This window comes from Acinetobacter sp. ESBL14 (assembly GCF_036668815.1).
In the GTDB taxonomy this organism is placed as follows: domain Bacteria; phylum Pseudomonadota; class Gammaproteobacteria; order Pseudomonadales; family Moraxellaceae; genus Acinetobacter; species Acinetobacter gyllenbergii.
Window position 1 is genome coordinate 21,392 of record NZ_JAZEVS010000004.1, and the last position, 20,806, is coordinate 42,197.

22 protein-coding genes are annotated in these 20,806 nt (G+C 41.0%); 14 read left to right on the forward strand and 8 right to left on the reverse strand.

Going from position 1 to position 20,806, the window contains the following annotated elements; genetic code table 11:
• Positions 1–12 precede the first annotated feature (12 nt).
• Positions 13–378, reverse strand: coding sequence for a succinate dehydrogenase, hydrophobic membrane anchor protein (sdhD, locus tag V6E90_RS13360; RefSeq protein ID WP_004652198.1), 366 nt, complete (start codon positions 376–378; stop codon positions 13–15).
• Positions 378–779, reverse strand: coding sequence for a succinate dehydrogenase, cytochrome b556 subunit (gene sdhC / locus V6E90_RS13365; protein ID WP_050559707.1), 402 nt, complete (start codon positions 777–779; stop codon positions 378–380). The genes sdhD and sdhC overlap by 1 nt, the downstream gene beginning before the upstream one ends.
• Positions 780–1,679: 900 nt before the next feature.
• On the opposite strand from sdhC, the gene gltA reads away from it, so the two are divergent.
• Together gltA and V6E90_RS13375 are read left to right on the forward strand one after the other, a co-directional pair.
• Positions 1,680–2,954 carry a citrate synthase gene (gene gltA, locus V6E90_RS13370; protein WP_004652200.1) on the forward strand — a complete coding sequence of 425 codons (1,275 nt, stop codon included), beginning with the start codon at positions 1,680–1,682 and terminating at the stop codon, positions 2,952–2,954.
• 117 nt (positions 2,955–3,071) lie between these two features.
• A complete protein-coding gene (locus V6E90_RS13375; protein WP_332605610.1) occupies positions 3,072–4,835 on the forward strand; it encodes a DKNYY domain-containing protein in 1,764 nt (587 codons plus the stop codon).
• 76 nt (positions 4,836–4,911) lie between these two features.
• Here V6E90_RS13375 and V6E90_RS13380 read toward each other — a convergent pair whose 3' ends face one another.
• Entirely contained in the window at positions 4,912–5,409 is a 498-nt protein-coding gene (locus V6E90_RS13380; protein WP_016541339.1) for a DUF1289 domain-containing protein, read from the reverse strand.
• Positions 5,410–5,518: 109 nt separating this feature from the next.
• Between V6E90_RS13380 and trhO the strand changes: the two genes are divergently transcribed.
• A complete protein-coding gene (trhO, locus tag V6E90_RS13385; RefSeq protein ID WP_023271583.1) occupies positions 5,519–6,451 on the forward strand; it encodes an oxygen-dependent tRNA uridine(34) hydroxylase TrhO in 933 nt (310 codons plus the stop codon).
• A gap of 141 nt (positions 6,452–6,592) precedes the next feature.
• Positions 6,593–7,216 carry a DedA family protein gene (locus V6E90_RS13390; RefSeq protein WP_332605611.1) on the forward strand — a complete coding sequence of 208 codons (624 nt, stop codon included), beginning with the start codon at positions 6,593–6,595 and terminating at the stop codon, positions 7,214–7,216.
• Positions 7,217–7,249: 33 nt separating this feature from the next.
• Here V6E90_RS13390 and V6E90_RS13395 read toward each other — a convergent pair whose 3' ends face one another.
• The gene (locus tag V6E90_RS13395) at positions 7,250–8,140 is read right to left on the reverse strand and encodes a LysR family transcriptional regulator (RefSeq protein ID WP_332605612.1); all 891 of its coding nucleotides are present in this window, start codon (positions 8,138–8,140) and stop codon (positions 7,250–7,252) included.
• Between the two features lie 101 nt (positions 8,141–8,241).
• Here V6E90_RS13395 and V6E90_RS13400 point away from each other — a divergent pair, with 101 nt between their 5' ends.
• Positions 8,242–8,847, forward strand: a complete 606-nt coding sequence (locus V6E90_RS13400; RefSeq protein ID WP_023271580.1) for a LysE family translocator — start codon at positions 8,242–8,244, stop codon at positions 8,845–8,847.
• 123 nt (positions 8,848–8,970) lie between these two features.
• On the opposite strand, the gene V6E90_RS13405 is transcribed toward V6E90_RS13400, so the two are convergent.
• Together V6E90_RS13405 and V6E90_RS13410 are read right to left on the reverse strand one after the other, a co-directional pair.
• Positions 8,971–9,495, reverse strand: a complete 525-nt coding sequence (locus tag V6E90_RS13405) for a YecA/YgfB family protein (protein WP_016541344.1) — start codon at positions 9,493–9,495, stop codon at positions 8,971–8,973.
• 72 nt (positions 9,496–9,567) lie between these two features.
• Positions 9,568–9,774 carry a PA3496 family putative envelope integrity protein gene (locus V6E90_RS13410; RefSeq protein WP_004652209.1) on the reverse strand — a complete coding sequence of 69 codons (207 nt, stop codon included), beginning with the start codon at positions 9,772–9,774 and terminating at the stop codon, positions 9,568–9,570.
• A gap of 348 nt (positions 9,775–10,122) precedes the next feature.
• Between V6E90_RS13410 and rpoD the strand changes: the two genes are divergently transcribed.
• The 6 genes from rpoD (at position 10,123) to V6E90_RS13440 (ending at position 16,700) form a co-directional block, all read left to right on the forward strand.
• Complete coding sequence (gene rpoD / locus V6E90_RS13415; protein WP_332605613.1) at positions 10,123–12,009, forward strand: RNA polymerase sigma factor RpoD; 1,887 nt, start codon at positions 10,123–10,125, stop codon at positions 12,007–12,009.
• A gap of 138 nt (positions 12,010–12,147) precedes the next feature.
• Complete coding sequence (locus tag V6E90_RS13420; protein ID WP_004652212.1) at positions 12,148–12,435, forward strand: YbeD family protein; 288 nt, start codon at positions 12,148–12,150, stop codon at positions 12,433–12,435.
• Positions 12,436–12,582: 147 nt separating this feature from the next.
• On the forward strand, positions 12,583–13,236 hold the full coding sequence (gene lipB, locus V6E90_RS13425; protein ID WP_065343724.1) for a lipoyl(octanoyl) transferase LipB: 654 nt from the start codon (positions 12,583–12,585) through the stop codon (positions 13,234–13,236).
• 81 nt (positions 13,237–13,317) lie between these two features.
• Positions 13,318–13,851, forward strand: a complete 534-nt coding sequence (locus V6E90_RS13430; RefSeq protein WP_004652214.1) for a hypothetical protein — start codon at positions 13,318–13,320, stop codon at positions 13,849–13,851.
• A gap of 1 nt (position 13,852) precedes the next feature.
• The gene (locus tag V6E90_RS13435; protein WP_262756764.1) at positions 13,853–15,037 is read left to right on the forward strand and encodes an iron-containing alcohol dehydrogenase; all 1,185 of its coding nucleotides are present in this window, start codon (positions 13,853–13,855) and stop codon (positions 15,035–15,037) included.
• 268 nt (positions 15,038–15,305) lie between these two features.
• Positions 15,306–16,700: an APC family permease gene (locus tag V6E90_RS13440; RefSeq protein WP_016541349.1), complete on the forward strand. Its 1,395-nt coding sequence runs from the start codon at positions 15,306–15,308 to the stop codon at positions 16,698–16,700.
• Positions 16,701–16,753: 53 nt separating this feature from the next.
• On the opposite strand, the gene V6E90_RS13445 is transcribed toward V6E90_RS13440, so the two are convergent.
• Complete coding sequence (locus V6E90_RS13445; protein ID WP_016541350.1) at positions 16,754–17,158, reverse strand: PH domain-containing protein; 405 nt, start codon at positions 17,156–17,158, stop codon at positions 16,754–16,756.
• Between the two features lie 383 nt (positions 17,159–17,541).
• Between V6E90_RS13445 and V6E90_RS13450 the strand changes: the two genes are divergently transcribed.
• A complete protein-coding gene (locus V6E90_RS13450) occupies positions 17,542–19,275 on the forward strand; it encodes a PT dipeptide repeat lipoprotein (RefSeq protein WP_332605614.1) in 1,734 nt (577 codons plus the stop codon).
• 78 nt (positions 19,276–19,353) lie between these two features.
• On the opposite strand, the gene V6E90_RS13455 is transcribed toward V6E90_RS13450, so the two are convergent.
• Positions 19,354–19,908 carry a flavodoxin family protein gene (locus V6E90_RS13455; protein ID WP_332605615.1) on the reverse strand — a complete coding sequence of 185 codons (555 nt, stop codon included), beginning with the start codon at positions 19,906–19,908 and terminating at the stop codon, positions 19,354–19,356.
• Positions 19,909–20,025: 117 nt separating this feature from the next.
• Here V6E90_RS13455 and V6E90_RS13460 point away from each other — a divergent pair, with 117 nt between their 5' ends.
• Together V6E90_RS13460 and V6E90_RS13465 are read left to right on the forward strand one after the other, a co-directional pair.
• Complete coding sequence (locus V6E90_RS13460; RefSeq protein ID WP_016541353.1) at positions 20,026–20,409, forward strand: winged helix-turn-helix transcriptional regulator; 384 nt, start codon at positions 20,026–20,028, stop codon at positions 20,407–20,409.
• A gap of 15 nt (positions 20,410–20,424) precedes the next feature.
• Positions 20,425–20,805: a VOC family protein gene (locus V6E90_RS13465; protein WP_065343726.1), complete on the forward strand. Its 381-nt coding sequence runs from the start codon at positions 20,425–20,427 to the stop codon at positions 20,803–20,805.
• Position 20,806: the final 1 nt, after the last annotated feature.

Consider the following 20,806-nt stretch of genomic DNA (forward strand, 5'->3'; position numbering starts at 1 on the left):
GATCTCTTCCTATCAATTTGCCCAGAAAATCTGGATACCCCAGATTGCGTACACGAACACTGAAATAATGACAGCAGAAGTGAGTACAAGGCGTAAACCTGAAGCTGAAGGGCCCATTTGACGAGTCGTTACATAATCAGTAAAGACTTGCCACATACCAATCCAAGCGTGTGCAACGAGCGATAACACTGCTAATAAAGAAAAAATCTTCATTGGCAACGTCAGCATAAAGCCAGCCCACTGTTCATAACCGAATCCGCTATTGCAAAGGATCCAGCCAAACAAAACCACAGTGTATGCAGCTAACACTACAGCACTGACACGTTGGATATACCAGTCGCGAGAACCTGAACCTGTTAAACCTGTAGCACTTTTCATCAGAACATAATCCATACGAATGCTGCGACAATACCAACCGCAGACAAGATCAATGAAACTGTAGCAGCGATACGACCGCTTTGAAGTTCTTCAGCAAAACCGAGGTCAGCAAGTAAATGCTTCACACCTGCGATAAAGTGGAAAATCAAGCCAGCTACAAATACCCATACGATGAAACGTACAATGATATTTCCGAAAACGACATTTTTAACGTAGTCAAATCCTTCTGGAGAAGATAAAGACTTATCCAAAATCCATAAAAGAACTGCAACTAATACGAAAACGATTACACCTGATAGACGGTGTAGAATTGAGGCAATAGCCACGGGTGAGCGTAAATTTACCGCTAATACCTGACCCATGGACAAATTGACAGGTCTGTTGCTTTTCACAGCGGGCATCCTGTAGGTAGAAACTCCATCTGGAGTTTGTTTGACTTAATTCAAAGGAAAGCTGGCATTGTTAGGCAAGCACAGCACATGCCTAACCTATATAACGACACCGAATTATAAAACGTGAAATATCAAAATACAAACAATCAACTTTCGCTTTAGTCGAAAAAAACTTTAAATAAGAATCATTCACACGCATAATAACAGCGACAAATACACCAAGTTTCCCTAAAAACAACTATCTGATTGTTTTGTAATGATAAAAATAAAATACTATTTTTTATAAATACTTTTTAATTTTATAAATTCTTTTCTTCATATTTCACAAAAAATCCCCGTTTCAGCATGAAAGCAGCACAATTTTTCAAGCTTTATATATAGTCTAAAATAATACTGCTCATTTATATATTAAATATAATTAATTAATAATCTATGTTTATGCTTGTTTTTGCCAAATTCAATCAGTCATTTTTTAAACAATTAATCGCACCAAAATGCACCAACAACTTATCGCTCTTGAACGCTTTTGATTGGTTTTTGAATGAACAGTTCACTGTAAAGCACAGCAAATATAGGGCTTGCAGATGGGGTAAGTATTTATTTTATAAGCCGCAACACCTAAGCCCAATAAAAATTTACTTACAATTGGACTGATGCTTCATTTTTTTTATGCACCTAAAACTTGATTTGACATATTATACTCGACCGGTGCTGTGATTTTACTCAGTTTTTTCTTCGATACTGAATGACTAATTGACTGTAGCAACGTCATTTTTTATCCCTAAGTATAATTGACAAAATTTTAGTAACCACTAATCTTATAGCAAATTTTGACACCGTCTGATTCGCACATGACAAGATTAGTATTTCGAGTCAGATAATCATTCACCAGGACAGGAGATCTATTGAATGTCTGCAGCAACTGGCAAAAAAGCCGTATTACAGCTTGATGGCAAAGAAATTGAATTACCAATTTACAGCGGCACATTAGGCCCAGATGTAATTGACGTTAAAGATGTATTGGCATCAGGTCACTTTACTTTCGACCCTGGTTTTATGGCGACAGCGGCTTGCGAATCTAAGATCACATTCATTGATGGTGACAAAGGTGTGTTATTACACCGCGGCTATCCAATTGATCAATTAGCGACTCAAGCAGACTACTTAGAAACTTGCTACTTATTACTCAATGGCGAGCTTCCAAATGCTGAACAGAAAGCAGAATTTGATGCGAAAGTACGTAACCATACGATGGTTCACGACCAAGTAAGCCGCTTCTTCAATGGTTTCCGTCGTGATGCTCACCCTATGGCAATCATGGTTGGTGTTGTTGGTGCATTATCTGCGTTCTATCACAATGGCTTAGACATCGAAGATGTTAACCACCGTGAAATTACTGCAATTCGTTTAATCGCGAAAATCCCTACACTTGCAGCGTGGAGCTACAAGTACACTGTAGGTCAACCATTCATTTACCCACGTAATGACCTTGGTTATGCAGAAAACTTCTTACACATGATGTTTGCTACACCTGCTGACCGTGATTACAAAGTAAATCCTGTTCTTGCTCGTGCAATGGACCGTATCTTCACGCTTCATGCTGACCACGAACAAAATGCATCTACGTCTACAGTTCGTCTTGCTGGTTCTACTGGCGCGAATCCATATGCATGTATTTCTGCGGGTATCTCTGCACTTTGGGGACCTGCGCACGGCGGTGCAAACGAAGCTGTACTTAAAATGTTAGATGAAATTGGTAGCGTAGAAAACGTTGCTGAATTCATGGAAAAAGTAAAACGCAAAGAAGTTAAACTCATGGGCTTCGGTCACCGTGTTTATAAAAACTTCGACCCACGTGCGAAAGTCATGAAAGAGACTTGTGACGAAGTTCTTGCTGCATTAGGCATCAACGATCCACAATTGCAACTTGCAATGGAACTTGAGCGTATTGCACTGAACGACCCGTACTTCGTTGAACGTAAACTTTACCCGAACGTAGACTTCTACTCAGGTATCATCTTAAAAGCGATTGGTATCCCTACAGGTATGTTTACGGTGATCTTCGCGCTTGCACGTACTGTTGGTTGGATCAGCCACTGGTTAGAAATGCACAGCGGTCCTTACAAGATCGGTCGTCCACGTCAGCTTTATACAGGCTCGACTCAACGCGACATCAAACGTTAATTTCGATTAGCGTTAATAAAAAAGGATGCTTCTGCATCCTTTTTTTTGTTTTATCGGTTATGCTCTTGAAATAAAACTTAAACAACATTTATTTTACAGAACTAATTTACCGAGCCGATGATCAAAAAAACTACTATTTTGATGCAAGTTACGTTGCCCGTCTTTCAAATAAAAATGGCGTCTTTTACCTTGTTTTTATTGATGATCATACTAACTTGGGCGATTTTCATTTACTTTATTTATGATTTAAGCCTGTATTATTTTTATCAATTTATTCCTTTTTTCGCCCAGCTTTTCAATATCGCCTTGATGTTCGGTTTATTGCTTATCATTGTTTACCTATATAACCAGCTTTATCAGAGGTACTTTAGACGCGCCATCACCTTTAAGTTATACCAGCAAGGCATGGCACTAGAGAGTGCAAAGCAATCTACTTTTTTCACTTGGCAAGATTTGATTCAGATCCAACTTCAGCAGCAGCAAGCTCAAATCCATAGTTTTAATCTCCTGAGTAAAAGCAAGCCCTATCGACAGTATTTTTATTTTAATTCATGGATGTGGCCTGCCACATTAACCCAACAACATTGTGAGTTTTTACCATTTTGGAAAAAACTGGAAGCGCTGGCAAAACAGCAACAGTTGCAACGAATCAGCAATACAAGCACCCACAAGAAAACCCATATTGACATCATTAGCATAATTGCAAATCAACAGGCACTAGACGCTTTTCAACGGAAACAGAGATGGACTGCTTTCGCATTCATTCTTGGTATTTTAGTGAGTTTCAGCCTTTTTATTGCCTATCTTCTCTGCGATAAATTTAACGATGGTAGTGTCAAACTCCCCCATCAACAAACCCAGTCAATCTCTGGCACAAATTTCGAAACATTTCAGAATCAAGTTTATATTTTTAAACAAGGCCAAGGTACTTTTTTACTCCCTCAAGTCAAGGCCAATCAATTTACTGGTTTAGCCTTGGATAACCTTCCTGATCGTGCACCTGAGTTGTATAGCAATGTCGGTAAAACACCACAACAAGTTTACTGGCAAGACCATATCCTGTCTCAATTAAATCCTGCACAAACAAGCTATTTAGGCAATGACTTTACCAAAGATCATCAACAGGTTTACTTTCAGGATAAACACTTAGTCAACGCGAATGCAGATCACTTTGCAGCAGTACTGCACCCAGTTTTCAACACATTAAGTTATTTTTATGCCAAAGATGCTCAACAGGTTTATTACAAAACCCACGCTTTAACTGGTTTAAATCCACAACAGAGCCAAGCATTTCCGAATAGCAGCCAATATATTCACGATCAGCAGCTGGTTTATTATCAAGATACAAAGCTGAACCAGTTAAATGCACAACAAACGCAAATTTTCAGTGGCAGTAATCGTTTTAGTCGAGATCTGAATTTAGCAACCGATGGCCATGCTTATTATCTCAATCAACAACCACTCCCTCATATTGCTGAACATAAATTCTGGGGAACTACACCTGTTGACGTGACTCGGTTACAACTGCTTGGCAGTCAAAGCAATGAACCCTACCCCGGAAATTTCAGCTATCTTTTTGCAGATCAGCAACAGATTTATGTCTATGACGAGTTTTATCAACAACTCAAAGTGCTGTACCGTTTTCAGCAGCCTGTGCGATTAATAGTTTTAGCTGATCGACGTCTAAGTGATGGGCAACATAGTTACCTGATTACAGAAAAACTCTACCGCACCAGAGGACGCTCTTCTGGCAGCACCACCCATGGCTTTAAAATCAGCCTGATTCGTGAACAAGATCAACAGATCATGGCACAATATTTTGCTCGCAACCCTAACGCTCTAAAACTATCCAACCTACTTCATGACAGGGAGATCAACTAATCTCAGAATTAACAAGATAATAGGGATGTCGATCAACATCCTTGGTTATCATTCAGATTTCTGCAGGATTGCTGGCTTAAATCTCATCTTCTTCTAGCTCTAATGCGCGCAATAGTGTATTGCTGATGCCATCGGCACGCAACCACGCCAATTCATAACTGGCCTTTGCCAAAGCCAGTACGCGACGCTCAAACTCATCCCAGATCGGTTTAACCTGAGCATCGCTAATTCCCAGCCCACTCTCATGTGCCAAGTGTTTGTTTTTTTCACAAATCTTCAAAGCATGGTACAGCTTGCGCCCTTTACTGGCACTGTCTAAGACACGGGTTCGTTTATTCTGAATAAAACCCTCGATATGCTGTAAATTCGCATGAGGTAACAAAGGCACCAAAATTTGGTCCAGTTGCGCATCTAAGCGCTTCCACACCATCAAACGCTGCTCTGGCGTATAGGTATTCCACTGAATCACTTCATGATTAAAACGGCGACAGCCACGGCAGACCAGATCACCAAATACCGTTGAACAACGCCCTGCACACGGGGTCAATGAAGGGATTCGACGATCATTACTCAAAACCAACTCCTCTAAAACCATATTTATTTTATGGTTTTCTCGCTTATTTTCAGATTTCGCGCTAAAATGTGCGCCTTATTTTTCTATCTTAATACATTTGGAGTTATCCATGAACGCTACTGTAGAACAGCTTGCACCTGTAGAACAGCAAGCGACCAATAATTGGGTTGTTGCAGCACTATATCAATTTAAAGAAGTTTCAGATGCAGCGGATCTGCAACAACGTCTTTTGGACTTAGTGAAAAGCATCAATTTATGTGGAACTCTGATTGTAGCGTCTGAAGGCATTAATGGTACGGTTGCAGGCGATCGTGCCGCGATTGATGCCGTTCATCAATTCCTTTTGAACGAAGGTTTTAACGCAATGGAATATAAAGAGTCTGAAAGCTCTGAAAAACCATTCCGTAAAATGAAAATTAAACTTAAAAATGAAATTGTAACTTTAGGTGTAGAAGTCAAGCCACGCGATTTAGTTGGCCACTATCTTGATCCTAAAGAATGGAACGAGCTAATTAGTCGTGATGATGTGATCTTAATTGACACACGTAATGACTATGAATATAAAGCAGGCACATTCAAAGGTGCAATTGATCCGAAAACTGAAAGCTTCCGTGAATTCCCTGAATACGTAAAACAAAATCTTGAACAGCACAAAGACAAAAAAATTGCGATGTTCTGTACGGGTGGTATCCGTTGTGAAAAATCGACCTCTCTCCTGCTTCAAGAAGGTTTCAATGAGGTTTATCACCTCAAAGGCGGTATTTTAAAATACTTAGAAGAAACCCCTGCTGAAGAAAGCATGTGGGAAGGTGAATGCTTCGTATTTGATGGTCGTACTGCGGTGACCCACGGTGTTGAAGAAGGCGAAAACATCAAGTGTCATGCGTGTGGTTGGCCACTGACCAAAGTTGAAGCAGAATTACCAAGCTATGAACATGGCGTGTCTTGTGTATACTGTATTGATAAAACCACGGACAAGCAAAAAGCAGGCTTCCGTATGCGCCAATCACAAATTGCTGCGGCAAAGCGCAAACGCCTGTAAGCTAAAAAGTAGATTAAAAGCCATAGTATAACTATGGCTTTTTTATTGCGCGATAAAATCAAGTAACGATTCCACCCTTGAGCATTCACATAACAATCACTATGCTGAAAATAACAATCAAATGAATCAGATAAGGGCGTTATGGGACTTGAAGAATGGGTTCTATCCATCATGGAGAAACTGGGATATTTAGGTATCGCATTTTTAATGTTTCTCGATAATGTTTTTCCACCGATTCCCTCAGAAATCATTATGCCTTCAGCAGGTTATACCGCCTCCAAAGGTGAGCTTAGGCTGATTGGCGTGATTATCGCGGGAAGTGTTGGCTCCATTCTGGCCGCAATGTTACTGTATTGGGTCGGGCGCAAAGTCCCCCAGCAACAGTTGTTTCATTTTATCGAACGCTACGGCAAATATTTACGCATTCAAGTGAAAGATCTAGAAAAAGCACTGACATGGTTTAACAAACATGGACATCGCATTGTGTTCTTCGGGCGAATGATTCCAGCAGTTCGCTCCTTGATTAGTATCCCCGCAGGGATGAGCCGAATGCCTTTTGGTAAATTTATACTTTACAGTAGCGCTGGAACCGTGATTTGGACCAGTTTTCTCGCCTATCTCGGTTATCATTTTAGTGAAAATCAAGCGCTGATGATCGTGATTCTACAGCGTGTCAGCTATCTGATCCTTGCCATTGTGATGCTGTACCTGCTGTGGTGGGCAATTAAAAAGTTTTACCTGTCTAAATCAAATCGCAACTCATAGCACCAACAAAACTTAGCCAGAGATGAAACCGTGTTAAAGCGAACTGATAGCCAGTGTATCAAACCCCAACTGGCTTTTATGCATTTCATCTTTTAACCAGTCTCTGAGCAATCGTTTACGGATATCATCCTCAAAAGGTTGCGCGGATAATAAATAATAGGCCGAACCATCCACATAGGCTGTGGTGAGTGGCTCCAACATTTGATATTTCATTTCTCGCTCAACCATATAGGCAGAAACCACGGTTGCGCCTAAACCCGCCAAACAAGCCTCGATACAAAGATAAAAATGCTCAAGTGAAGATCGTTTTAAATCAGCAAACCGTTCTGGGTTTCGGCGCTTAAACTGTTGCCATAGCTGAGGTCTGGATTTAGAAATAAATACTTGCGTTGTTGCCGCTTGATCATACTTCGCCGCTACAGCAAGCATCTGTTCATCCGCAATTTTTTCGCTATACAGGGCTGCCCCCCAATCAAAATCATCTCGCCTTAAGGCCACATCAATATGTTGTGAATTAAAATCCACCGCCCCGCCGCCCGTTAACAAGCTCACTTCAAACTCTGGATAGAGCTGCTTAAATTGCGCTAAACGTGGGATCAGCCATTTCATCGCCAGCGTCGGTTCACAGGACAGAATCAGGTTCTTTTGTGCTTTGCTGTGTTGTTGTAATTGTAATAAGCATTGTTCAATCTGCTGAAAGACCTGCTGACAACAATCAAACAGGACTTCACCCTCTGGCGTTAAACTTAATTTTCGGGCTTCGCGCACAAACAATACCAGACCTAAACCATCCTCCAAGTTTTTAAGCTGTTTGCTGACTGCACTTTGTGTCACAAATAGCTTTTCTGCAGCTACAGTGACACTTTCATAACGCGCCACATAATAAAAAAACTTAAGTGAATTCAAAGACAATCGTTCAATCATTCCAAAAACTCATACATAACAGGAATTAACTTCAATTTTAAATATAGCAAGAATATGAAAAATATAAAAAATCTTTAATGAGTCAATTTAGGAATAAATGAGTGAATGAAATCATTGCTGTAGGTTTAGTGACCCTGCTCGCAGTTATTAGCCCTGGTGCAGACTTCGCCCTTGTGACACGAAATAGTTATCTCTATGGCCGCCATTTGGGCATCTGTACCGCCTACGGCATTGCAATGGGTGTCTGGGTACATATCAGTTATAGTTTGATTGGACTCAGCTTTTTACAGCAACACCTTCCCCACTTAATCCAACTGATTCAATATATCGGTGCAGCTTATTTGATTTATATTGGCTACCAAACCTTTACCCAAGCCCCGATCCTTTTTGATGAAAATAGCCATCAGATCACACGTTGGCAGGCCATTAGACATGGATTTCTTACCAACAGCCTCAACCCCAAAACCACACTGTTTGTGATGAGTATTTATTCACAGGTCATGACCAGCAATAACAATCTACACACCCTAATCGGCTATGGTGTATTTATTTCTGGCAGCCATCTGGCTTGGTTTAGCCTCGTTGCCTTATTCTGCTCCACCCCTTTTATTCGCAATAAAATCCTTGCGCGACAAGTCAGTATCAATCGGGTCATTGGTGGTATCTTGAGTGCTTTAGGACTCAGTCTATTTTTTGCTCATTTTTAAATCTTAGTCTTGAGATGAGCTCAATAGAACAGCACAAGCAGCCATAAAAAAACGCCTTCTAGAGGCGTTTTAGTATTTTATGATCATTCATCAACCACGATGACCGCAGTATCAGATATGCCCTTACGCAGGCGTATGGTACATAAGATAAATTTCATTTAGATTATCAGGAATTTCTTCAGCCAATTCATCCATTAACTGACCATTACGGCGGAAAGATTCCATCTGTGGATCTTCTTCATCAATACCGCTAAACACCATGATTGGCAGGGTTAAATCAACTAACTGCTCTTCAAACTCAGGCGCAAACCATGCATCTTCATTGAGGAACATGGCATCAACGAAACCAACACTCCAATCACCTAAGCTTGAATCTACATCTGCTTCTTCAATTTCAAATGGAAATTCGATTCCATTTTCATTGGCCAAGTCTTGACGAATTGATTCCAACCAAGCTTTAACTTGTTCAATGATTTCACTTGGAACTTTCTTTTGATTGCTCTCAAAAAGTTCATCTAACCAACGATCGAATTGTGGACCAACTGCAATCGCACATAAAAAGCCATGAGTCGCTGCAAAATCTAGACCATATTCGTTTTGATCGCCGTCAAGATAGTTACTCAATAAGTCTAAATCTAACGTGCTCATTCTTTCATCCAACTTTAAAAATACATCGGCAACAGCATAACATTTTCGGACATAAAGTCTTAGCTATTTCGCTCAGTCTTCGTCGTCAAGGTCATCGTCGTCGAAATCATAATCAAAATCTTTGAGTTCTCGCTCTAAACGACGTTGGGCCAAGAGATCATCGATCAAACGGCGCTTTTCTAATGATTCTTTGGCGCTGATTTTTCCAGATGATTCGTCAAAACCAGCATCATCTTCACCATAGTTATCATCATCTAATTCAAAATCTGTAGAAGACACTAAGTACCTCTAATGAAAAAATATAAATGGGCCTAGCCGCTATTTATCGGTCTTGGCCCACCTTGTCAAGTTTTATTTGTTTTTTTTACTATAAAATGATGATTTGTACTTTTTTTCGTCAGTTTTTTTGTGTATTTATAATCTGAGGATTGTTGCCCTTAAAAAACATCTTTAATCAGGACTGACTGCTTGAAAAATGATAACTTAACCCCATATTCAAGGAACGAACATGAAATCAAAGCTATTTTTTATTTAAAGCAAACGGATCAAATCCAAAACATTCGTCGTGAATTGTGCTATCATGCACGGTTTTTCACCGCCCCAGATTCAACAAAAGAGTAAGCAAAGATGAGCGATATGAATTCCCCTACTTCGCAAGTAGCGGCTCTGATTAGCCGAGGCAAAGAGCAAGGTTATTTAACTTACGCTGAGGTTAACGATCATCTACCAGACTCAATTACGGAAAGTGAGCAGATTGAAGACATCATTCAGATGCTTCAAGACGTTGGTATTCCAGTGCATGAACGTGCGCCAGAAACTGACGACACCATGTTTGGTGAATCAACTGAAGCTGCCGATGAGGTTGCTGAAGAAGAAGCTGCTGCCGTATTAGCATCGGTTGAAAGTGAGCCTGGTCGTACCACAGACCCTGTCCGTATGTATATGCGTGAAATGGGTACGGTTGAACTTCTTACACGTGAAGGCGAAATTAGCATTGCAAAACGTATCGAAGAAGGTATTCGTGACGTTTTACACTCGATTGCTTACTGGCCAAATGCTGTTGAAGTTGTTTTACAAGAATATAATGACTTTTTAACTGGCGAGCGTCGTCTTGCCGATATTCTCTCTGGTTATTTAGATCCAGAAACTGACGAAGATATTCCTGAAGTTCTTGAAGAAGAAACTGAACTTGAAGAAGAAGAGACAGATTCTTCTACAAAAACCAAAGACGTTAAACTTGATGATGATGACGAAGAAGAAGAGTCTGAAGGTGATGATGATTCTGAAGGTGATTCAGGTCCAGATCCTGAAGTTGCCAAAGTTCGTTTCTCTGAATTAGAAGCAGCGTGGAATGAAACCAAAACTGTTGTGGCAAAACATGGCCGCAATAGTGATGAAGCAAAAGCCGCGCTTGAAGCGCTTGCGGCTGTGTTCATGATGTTCAAATTCACGCCACGTTTATTTGATATTATTTCAGAAATGATTCGTGGTACGCATGAACAAATCCGTTCGAACGAACGTGAAATTATGCGTTATGCAGTTCGTCGTGGCCGTATGGACCGTAACCAGTTCCGTATGACCTTCCCTGAGCAAGAATCAAATCCAGCTTGGTTAGATGAACAAATCGCGAAAGCACCTGCTGAAACCAAAGCACATTTGGAAAAAGTACGTCCTGACGTATTGGCATTCCAGCAAAAGATTGCCGATATTGAAAAAGACCTTGGCTTAAATGTTAAAGATATTAAAGATATCTCGAAACGTATGGCGGTTGGTGAAGCGAAAGCACGTCGTGCCAAGAAAGAAATGGTTGAAGCGAACTTACGTTTGGTAATTTCGATTGCGAAAAAATATACCAACCGTGGCTTGCAGTTCCTCGACTTGATTCAAGAAGGTAACATCGGTTTGATGAAAGCCGTAGACAAGTTTGAATATCGTCGTGGTTATAAATTCTCGACTTATGCAACGTGGTGGATTCGTCAGGCGATTACGCGTTCGATTGCCGACCAAGCACGTACTATTCGTATTCCAGTACACATGATTGAAACCATTAACAAGATCAATCGTGTATCTCGTCAACTTCTTCAAGAAATGGGTCGTGAACCGACGCCTGAAGAATTGGGTGAGCGTCTGGAAATGGACGAAGTTAAAGTTCGTAAAGTACTTAAAATCGCAAAAGAACCGATTTCGATGGAAACACCGATCGGTGATGATGAAGATTCGCATCTTGGTGACTTCATTGAGGACTCAAACATCACTTCACCAGTAGATGCTGCGACCTCAGAAGGCTTAAAAGAAGCGACCCGTGAAGTACTTGAAAACTTGACTGAACGTGAAGCGAAAGTATTGAAAATGCGTTTTGGTATTGATATGCCAACCGACCACACTTTAGAAGAAGTAGGTAAACAGTTTGACGTAACCCGTGAACGTATCCGTCAGATTGAAGCGAAAGCGTTACGCAAGCTTCGTCACCCTTCTCGTTCAGAACACTTACGTTCATTCTTGGAAAACGACTAATCTTTGGGAAATCTTGTGCTAGACCAATACATGGTATTGGTTTAGCGCAGGACTTGAAGTTCAACACTTCATCCCCATTTATGTATTAGATCAAAAGCGCCTGCACTGATGCAGGCGTTTCAAATTAAGAGGTTGCTCATGTTAGACCGCACTCCTTCTCGTGAATTGCAAGAACATCTTTGGGTTTTCCCGATGGACTATCCGATCAAATTGATTGGTAATGCAGGGGATGAACTTCGAGTGGCTGTTGTTGATATTTTGCAGAAGCACTTCCCTGAATTTGATGGTGACACCGTAAAAGTTCAGCCGTCACGCACAGGCAAATACCACTCTTTAACTGCACAATTGCGCTTTGAAGAGTTGGAACAAGTTCATGCCTTATACGCTGACCTTGCAGCCTGTCCTTTAATTAAGACAGCGCTTTAATAAAGAAGTCCAAAATACGAAAGTGTTTTGGATTTTTTTTCGCAAAAAATAACACGCGACTTTTTAATAAACCCCTATTGATCTGATCCAAATCATTACATAATTCAACAACTCATCAATTCAAGCTGACAAGGAAATCCTGTTGTAATGAGCGCTGCAAAACCAACTTTAATCATTCGTTGTTTCAATGATCTACAAGATTACACGACTCGTTTTGAAGCAATGAAAGACTTCACAAGCAATCGTGATGAAAGCACACCTGATGAGGTTTGGCTGTTACAGCATCAAGATGTCCTAACCCAAGGACAAGCAGGCAAGCCTGAACATATTCTACTGCACAGTAATCTGCCGATTGTACATACTGATCGCGGTGGCCAAGTCACTTGGCATGGCAAAGGCCAATTGGTTGCCTATTTTCTATTAGACCTGAATCGCTTGAAATGGCATGTGCGTACTTTGGTCAGTTTTGCAGAACAAGCCATGATTGATCTACTCAAACAATACAACATCCATGCCTATGCCAAAGCTGATGCCCCAGGCGTTTATGTCGATGACCGCAAAATCGGGTCCTTAGGCTTTAAAATTCGTCGTGGCCGTAGTTATCATGGTCTTGCCCTGAATATTGATTGTGACCTCACTGGTTTTCAAACCATTAATCCCTGCGGTTATGCAGGCTTAGAGATGGTACGCTTACAAGACTTACTGACAGATTATCCAAGCTTTGAGCAGCTCTGTGCCGATTTTGTCCACTATCTGCAAAATACCGATTTCTTTAATGACCTTGTAGTCAAATCTGAATAATTTACTTTTCAATTCCAATAAAATAAATTAGAGTAAATACTCTAAATTAGCTTTTGCATAATTTTAACAAGGGATACGCAAGTGATTTCAACCAAAGCAGTGAAGCCCACGTTGCAATTTGCCTACGTCAAACTCATGATGGATGTTGTGGGTCGTGGCCTCGTGATGGCAAGCCAAGTGGATGATGAAGTACAACAGGAAGTGTCGAAGTTTCCGGTTGGTTTTATCCTTTCAATGAATGTTTTCCCCAATGGACCTGCATTTGTTGCTCGAGTAACCGAAGAAAAACAATTAGAGCTATTGTCTAATTACAAAGGCAAGCCTGATTTAACCATTACCTTCAAGCATTTAACCCATGCCTTTTTGGTATTTTCTTTCCAAGAAAGTACCGCACAAGCCTTTGCCAATGACCGTATGATTGCCGATGGTGATGTTTCAAGCGCCATCCGTCTGGTGCGTTGCTTGAACAAAATGGAAGCTCTGATCTTACCTAAGCTAATCGCTTCACTTGCAGTCAAACGCTACCCTGCTGAATTAACATTAAAAGAAAAATTCACAGGTGCAAAAAATATTTATCTTAAAGTCGCAAAATCATATCTCAAACGGAGCGCATAACATGGCTAAGCCTTATTACGAGTTTTTCTGTCCTGTAAAAGTCATTGCTGGTAACGCTGCCTTAGAGCATATTCCATTTGAACTTGCGACGCTTGGCGCAAAACGTCCGATGATCATTACCGATAAAGGTGTACGTGCCAATGGTTTGCTTAGCCCAATCGAAGCAGCATTCAGCACCACCGATGCGGTGATTGGTGCGATCTTTGATGATGTTCCACCCGATTCAAGCTTGGAAGTGGTTCGCTTAGCCGCAGAACTGTACCGCAAGCAAAAATGCGATGCGATCATTGCAATTGGTGGTGGCTCAGTCATCGACACCTCTAAAGCGACCAATATCTTGGTGTCTGAAGGTGGTGACGATTTATTACAATATTCAGGTGCGCACAATCTGCCAAAACCACTCAAACCTTTCTTCGTGATTCCAACCACCTCTGGTACAGGTTCAGAAGTGACCATGGTAGCTGTGGTTTCGGATACGCAACGCAATGTCAAACTGGCTTTTGCCTCTTATTACTTGATGCCGCATGCTGCAATTCTTGATCCACGCATGACACAGACACTCCCACCTCATTTGACTGCCATGACAGGCATGGATGCACTGACACACTGTGTTGAAGCCTATACCTGCTTAGCTGCGAACCCACTCAGTGATGCCTATGCCAGCGCAGGGATTAAAAAGATCAGCGAAAACTTGTTCAAAGTTTTAGACAATCCAAGCGATGCACAAGGTCGTTTAGAGCTTGCACAAGCATCTACTATGGCAGGGATTGCTTTCTCGAATTCAATGGTGGGCTTAGTTCACTCATTGGGTCATGCACTTGGTGCAGTTGCACATCTGCCCCACGGCTTATGCATGAACTTATTCCTACCATACGTGCTGGAATATAACAAAGAAATCAATGGTGACAAGATTGGTGAATTACTGCTGCCGCTTGCGGGTGCAGATATTTATGCTCAAACGCCTGCTAACTTACGTGCAGACAAAGCGATTGCCACAATTTTAGCGATGCGTGATCGTTTATTCAGCCTGACCAAATTGCCACGTACGCTACGTGAAACAGCTAAAGTCACTGAAGCACAATTGGATGAAGTTGCAGATAAGGCATTGAATGATGGTTCTATCATTTACAACCCGAAAGAAGCAAACTTGCAAGACATTCGTGCAATCTTACAAAAAGCATGGTAATACATTGAGTTAAATCAAGTATTCCTGCTTAACAGCCCCGATATTGATGTGATATCGGGGCTTTGTATTTTTAAGTGAATCTTTATTCATCTATTTATTTACCCAATTGGCAAAAAAATTGCTAAAAAAAGCATAAAAGTACTGACAATTTATAGTGTTTTAGGATAGATTGGCGCACTTTCGTTTTTTGTACGGGGGATCGTTTTTGTCTCAAACGATCCTTAACACTATGGCTGATCTTTGATCAACGATTATGAGGATAACGCCGTTGACAAATTTATCTGGGACTCAACCAACAGCGAAGCTTCAAAAGAATCTTGTGCTTTGGCACATCATCATTATTGGCTTAGCTTATATTCAACCATTAACTTTATTTGATACGTTTGGTTTAGTATCTGAAAGAAGTGGTGGTCATGTACCGACTTCCTACATATTTGCCTTAGTTGCAATTCTTTTAACGTCGATCAGTTATGGTCACATGATTCGTCGTTATCCGTCTTCTGGTTCTGCATATACCTATGCCCAAAAGTCGATTCACCCTAATGTTGGTTTTATGGTGGGTTGGTCTTCGTGGTTAGATTATTTGCTCTCTCCTCTGGTCAATATCATTCTTGCTGATATTTATTTGAGAGCACTCTTCCCAGAAGTAAATAACTGGATTTGGGTGATTGGTTTAACCGTCCTGATGACGGTGATCAACCTGTTTGGGGCACGTTTTGTCGCGCGTTTTAACAGTACCATTGTGGTCATCCAGCTCGGTGTTATTTTCTACTTTGTGTATCAGGTCTATATCCTGCTCACACAAGGGGTTTATGCCGATGGCACTCTGAATCCAGATAAAGCTGAGTTATGGTCGCTTGCGCCATTCTGGAATGAAATGACCTCTGTCGGGGCATTAATTGCAGGTGCAACGGTGCTATGCTTCTCATTTACGGGCTTTGATGCGCTTTCTTCACTTGCCGAAGAAACCAAAGATGCTGAAAAGACTTTGCCACGTGCAATTTTCACCACAGCATTGCTTGCAGGTATCATCTTCATTGTCAGCACCTACTTTATTCAGCTTTACTTCCCAAGTAATCCGAATACCTACTTCAACCCACTGGATGAATCTCAACCAGTCATGGTTGCAGCCATTGGTAGCCTTGCATTTAAAACCATGGTTTTATACTTTGCAGTCGTAGCAGTGATGGCATCAGGTATTTCGGCACACGCAGGTGTATCGCGTTTAATGTATGTGATGGGTCGTGATGGCGTGATCAATAAGAAATTATTCGGTCATATTAGCCCACGTTTACATACGCCAACTTACAATATCTTGATTGTGGGTGTTGTGGCTTTATCTGCGGGTTTCCTTGATCTTGAGCATATCGTGAACTTAATTAGCTTTGGTGCATTAACTGCATTTAGCTTTGTTAACTTCTCGGTGATTTCTCGCTATGCATTAAGAGATGGCAAGAACAAGACGCCTAAAGACATTATCAGCTATATCATTATCCCAACACTCGGTTTTGCCAGCGTGTTTATGATGTGGTTGGAAATTGACAAATTGGCTTTACAGATTGGTTTGGCTTGGGCCGTCATCGGTGTCGGTTATCTTGCTTACAAGACCAAAGGCTTCAAATACAATGCGCCACAGCATAATGAATTTGATGACAGACATTAATCTGGTGAAATCATAAAAAAGGCGCTGAATGCGCCTTTTTTATGCGCTTAACTTTAAACAATTCTTGATTTTGATCTTCTTAAGCCTTCGACATTTGATCTAATCTGAGTAATTAAGTCGCCACCGTCACGAATGGCAATCAGGTTTAATACTTTATCTGTCTTGTCGGTACTGATCAGCACAATATTACTTAAGCCAAAAATACGTAGAAAAAACGGTTGCTCATGTCGATAGTCTCTGACTCGATAGAGTTCCAATTGATTGGTGGTTTTATTCAATACCCCTTTGGACATAATTAAACGCTCAGAGGTTAACTCGTATTTTGTATATTTAGTCTGTAACCAACGCCATAAGATCAATAGCAAAGGAATGACCAAAAAGAATAAAACACCACACACAACAAAGTATGCAAGATTACTGATTTGAGAAGGAGTCCCCTGCCATTCTACATTTTCCATAACAACCCCGATAAGTCATTTAAAGTTTTTATGAGATCGCTTTCACAATTATTTTTATTGATCATTGCCTTATTAGAAATAATCGCTTTAAAAATTAGTTATTAAAAAATAATGTATGAAAGCACTCTGTTTAGTACATATTAATAAGAAAGAACTTTTAATACTTCCATAGCAAATATAATCAAAAAAATCAAAGTGATCAAAAGATTCAGATGTAAAGCATATTCAACAAAAAAACATTTAAAACCAATTTAATAACCTAATGAGGCCTTTTGTTTATTTCCCTCTCACTGCTGCATTATGATTAAAAAAAATCCAACAATATTTGAAAATTAAAAATCAAATTGATTTTTAAACACCACAAAAACAGAGGGAATAGAATAATGAAAAATATCGTGAAAGGAAGTGGCGTTGCGCTGCTTTCAGTAGCACTCAGTGCTTGTTGGTTTGACTCTGGTAGCGGCGGAGGTTCAAGCTCATCTGGACCTGCCCCAACGCCTACGCCTACGCCTACTCCAACGCCGACGCCGACACCAACACCTACTCCGACACCCACTCCAACGCCTACGCCAACTCCGACCCCGACACCGACACCGACACCGACACCGACACCGACACCGACACCGACACCAACGCCAACGCCAACGCCAACGCCAACGCCGACTCCAACACCTACGCCGACTCCAACTCCTACGCCAACACCTACGCCTACGCCTACGCCTACGCCTACGCCAGTCTCTCAAACCTTTGCAGGAACTTGGGAATCTCAATCATGTGCAGCAGCACCACTTAATTTCCGTCTAATTATGGAAAACCATGTCGTATCGAATAATTCATTCGACACACTTCTTGATACTGAACGTTATCAAGAAGCCAATTGCTCAGGGGAAATTTTTGGAGATTTTGAACACGATGGCGGCCCTCGTGGTCTGTCGTACTACAATATCGGCAACGCGCAACGCACGAATCAGACCACATATCATCTGGCACGAGTAAAACTTTATGGTGATGATGACAGTCAATCAAATGCAGCCGTATTAGCCTTTAAAGATGCAAATACGCTTTGTATTTTTGAAAGCTCTGAAACCAATGGCACGAACATTGATCAGACTGTACAAACAATGAGTGCTGCAAATCAATGCTTAAGAAAATCCTCACTTAAACGCTTCCAAAGTTTGAGAGCCAGTCCATTTATTACGACCAGCACTTATGAATTTAAAGATCTGGAACCCACCCTTGCACGACTCAAAAATCAACTAGATGCTCAAGCCAATGCAGGCTTTAGACTGGTAGATGTTCGTATTGATACCAATGTAACTTCCGACACCGCATCTTCTTTGCTTACTACCGAAGAAATGCGTATGCGTAATCTTTATATTAAAAACAACGCAAACAATGCAGCTAAGTGGCAATACCAACTCACCACGGCCACTACGACAGGCACATCAACCGAAAGACACAATCTGTTCAAAGCTGAATTAACGACTCAAGCGAGCCAAGGTTTCCATTACCGTACACAATATCAACTTGATCAGGATAAGGGCACCTTTAATATTTATGAAAAACGCGTTGGTGATACTGCAGTCTATACGGTAGATGAAAGTCTTATCCGCCCCAATCTCGTGACTCCAACAACTTGGACAAATTATGCCAATGAACTTGGCAAAGCAGGCTGTCGCTTGGAATATGCTTATCGCATCAACCTCCAACAGTACTCTTTCCTCTGTACCAACAGTAATCTTCATAATGGGACTTATGATTATCGTTGGATTCCAATCAGTAGCAGCACTAAAGCCACTGAGATCAAAACGATTTTGGATCAACAAAAAGCTGCTGGTTATATTTATCGTTTTAATTTCCAAGATGGTAATGATGATTATGGCTTAGTATTAGAAAGAGATAGCAGCAATACCAATACCACCAATTTGGTATACAAAATATTTGATGGCAGTGTCTTAGATGATCGTGAGCCAGGTGCCAGCGTTTATCTATATACACAACGCCTGATTGGACAGTCTTCTCTTGGCTGGAATTTATGGGCTACACCAATTACTGGTAGACGCTTCGCAAGTGGTGATCAAACACTTACGATTTATGCCAATCGTGCTAGAGACTAAGCCCATCGTGACACAACATTAAAAGCAATAACAAAAGACCGCCTAAATTTGGCGGTCTTTTGTTATTAGTTTAAAAACTTAACCATGCAATTTTTCAACAATTGCTTTCACGCGTTGTGCATAAAGCTTCGCTGTTTCTAAATCCCCTGTTGGAATCTCATCGGTACTTGCATCAGATGGAGACTGAACCAACAATCCAACCGAACCACCTAAGTTATTTACATCTTCACGCTTCGCTGCTTTGGTATTGGCAGGCAATAACCCCAAGCTCACCCAAATACCGCCATGCTGCGAAGCCAAAGTTTGTAATTGAATCAAGGTCACTTGCTTATCACCATTCAGGCTCGCGCTATTGGTAAAACCCGCAAAGACTTTATCTTGCCAACCACGAGTAAACCAGACTTTTGAAGAAGCGTCGGCAAATTTCTTAAATTGCCAAGGGGCTGCCGCCATATAAGTTGGTGTGCCAAACACAATCCCTTGTGCATCATTTAAAGTCTGCCAATCTTGCTCTGTGATCTCACCATTCTGATCAATTTCAATTAAAGCTGCGTCAATTGCACCCGCAAAAGTTTCAGCAACCACTTTGGTATGGCCATAGCCCGAGAAGTAAACAACCGCAATTTGTGTCATGAGAGTATCCAAAATTTTTCAAAAGTTCGATTTAATGATATATTTTAGAAACTAGGTGTCAATTAGTTACCAGATGGTAACTACTGCCATTCAATTGAAAAAATGAGGGTTGTCGCTATGAATCAGGCATTAAAATACGATATTTATCAACAACATTGTCCTGCTCGGTTATTTTTTGAAAAAATTGCAGACAAATGGGTGCTGATGATCATCAATGTGCTTGCGCGAGAAACCCAACATTTCAATTTACTCAAAAAGAGCATTCAAGGCATCTCACCTAAAGTATTGTCACAGAAACTAAAAATGCTAGAACGTGATGGCTTTATTGAAAGGCAAGTACAAGATACTGCACCAATTCGGGTGGATTATTCACTCACGCCACTCGGTCTGGAAGTTGCAGAAATGGCGTACCAACTCAAAGATTGGGCTGAAAGTAATATTGAACAAGTGATCTACGCTCAACAACGTTTTGATACGATACAGGAACAACAATTCGAATAATTCCGTGAGGTGTGTATGTACCCACAGCCTTTAATTGCAGTGGCCGATGTCGAGAAAACCAGTCAGTGGTATCAAACAGTACTGGGCTTAGAAAGTGGACATGGCGGCAGAGAATATGAACAATTGCTGTTTGAACAGCGCATGGTGCTGCAATTGCATCAATGGCAAGCCCATGACCACTCACATATCGGAGACCCTAAACGGGTCGTTGGTAATGGCGTTTTGCTTTGGTTTGAAAGCACTCAATTTGATGAGATTGTAGCGAGTTTACAAACCCATCAAGTCGAAATTTTGGAAGGGCCGAAATATAACCCGAACGCGCATCATCGCGAAATCTGGTTTAAAGACCCAAATGGCTACACGCTGGTTGTGGCGAGTCCATATGGTGATCTCTAAG

Bases quoted from the DNA above. Each gene is read 5' to 3' on its own strand.
- V6E90_RS13435 (WP_262756764.1), top strand. From the start codon at position 13,853: ATGGCTAAGCCTTATTACGAGTTTTTCTGTCCTGTAAAAGTCATTGCT.
- gltA (WP_004652200.1), top strand. From the start codon at position 1,680: ATGTCTGCAGCAACTGGCAAAAAAGCCGTATTACAGCTTGATGGCAAA.
- V6E90_RS13460 (WP_016541353.1), top strand. From the start codon at position 20,026: ATGAATCAGGCATTAAAATACGATATTTATCAACAACATTGTCCTGCT.
- V6E90_RS13395 (WP_332605612.1), bottom strand. From the start codon at position 8,140: ATGATTGAACGATTGTCTTTGAATTCACTTAAGTTTTTTTATTATGTG.
- trhO (WP_023271583.1), top strand. From the start codon at position 5,519: ATGAACGCTACTGTAGAACAGCTTGCACCTGTAGAACAGCAAGCGACC.
- lipB (WP_065343724.1), top strand. From the start codon at position 12,583: ATGAGCGCTGCAAAACCAACTTTAATCATTCGTTGTTTCAATGATCTA.
- V6E90_RS13450 (WP_332605614.1), top strand. From the start codon at position 17,542: ATGAAAAATATCGTGAAAGGAAGTGGCGTTGCGCTGCTTTCAGTAGCA.
- V6E90_RS13390 (WP_332605611.1), top strand. From the start codon at position 6,593: ATGGGACTTGAAGAATGGGTTCTATCCATCATGGAGAAACTGGGATAT.
- V6E90_RS13465 (WP_065343726.1), top strand. From the start codon at position 20,425: ATGTACCCACAGCCTTTAATTGCAGTGGCCGATGTCGAGAAAACCAGT.
- V6E90_RS13405 (WP_016541344.1), bottom strand. From the start codon at position 9,495: ATGAGCACGTTAGATTTAGACTTATTGAGTAACTATCTTGACGGCGAT.
- sdhD (WP_004652198.1), bottom strand. From the start codon at position 378: ATGAAAAGTGCTACAGGTTTAACAGGTTCAGGTTCTCGCGACTGGTAT.
- V6E90_RS13375 (WP_332605610.1), top strand. From the start codon at position 3,072: ATGATCAAAAAAACTACTATTTTGATGCAAGTTACGTTGCCCGTCTTT.
- sdhC (WP_050559707.1), bottom strand. From the start codon at position 779: ATGCCCGCTGTGAAAAGCAACAGACCTGTCAATTTGTCCATGGGTCAG.
- V6E90_RS13420 (WP_004652212.1), top strand. From the start codon at position 12,148: ATGTTAGACCGCACTCCTTCTCGTGAATTGCAAGAACATCTTTGGGTT.
- V6E90_RS13455 (WP_332605615.1), bottom strand. From the start codon at position 19,908: ATGACACAAATTGCGGTTGTTTACTTCTCGGGCTATGGCCATACCAAA.
- V6E90_RS13445 (WP_016541350.1), bottom strand. From the start codon at position 17,158: ATGGAAAATGTAGAATGGCAGGGGACTCCTTCTCAAATCAGTAATCTT.
- rpoD (WP_332605613.1), top strand. From the start codon at position 10,123: ATGAGCGATATGAATTCCCCTACTTCGCAAGTAGCGGCTCTGATTAGC.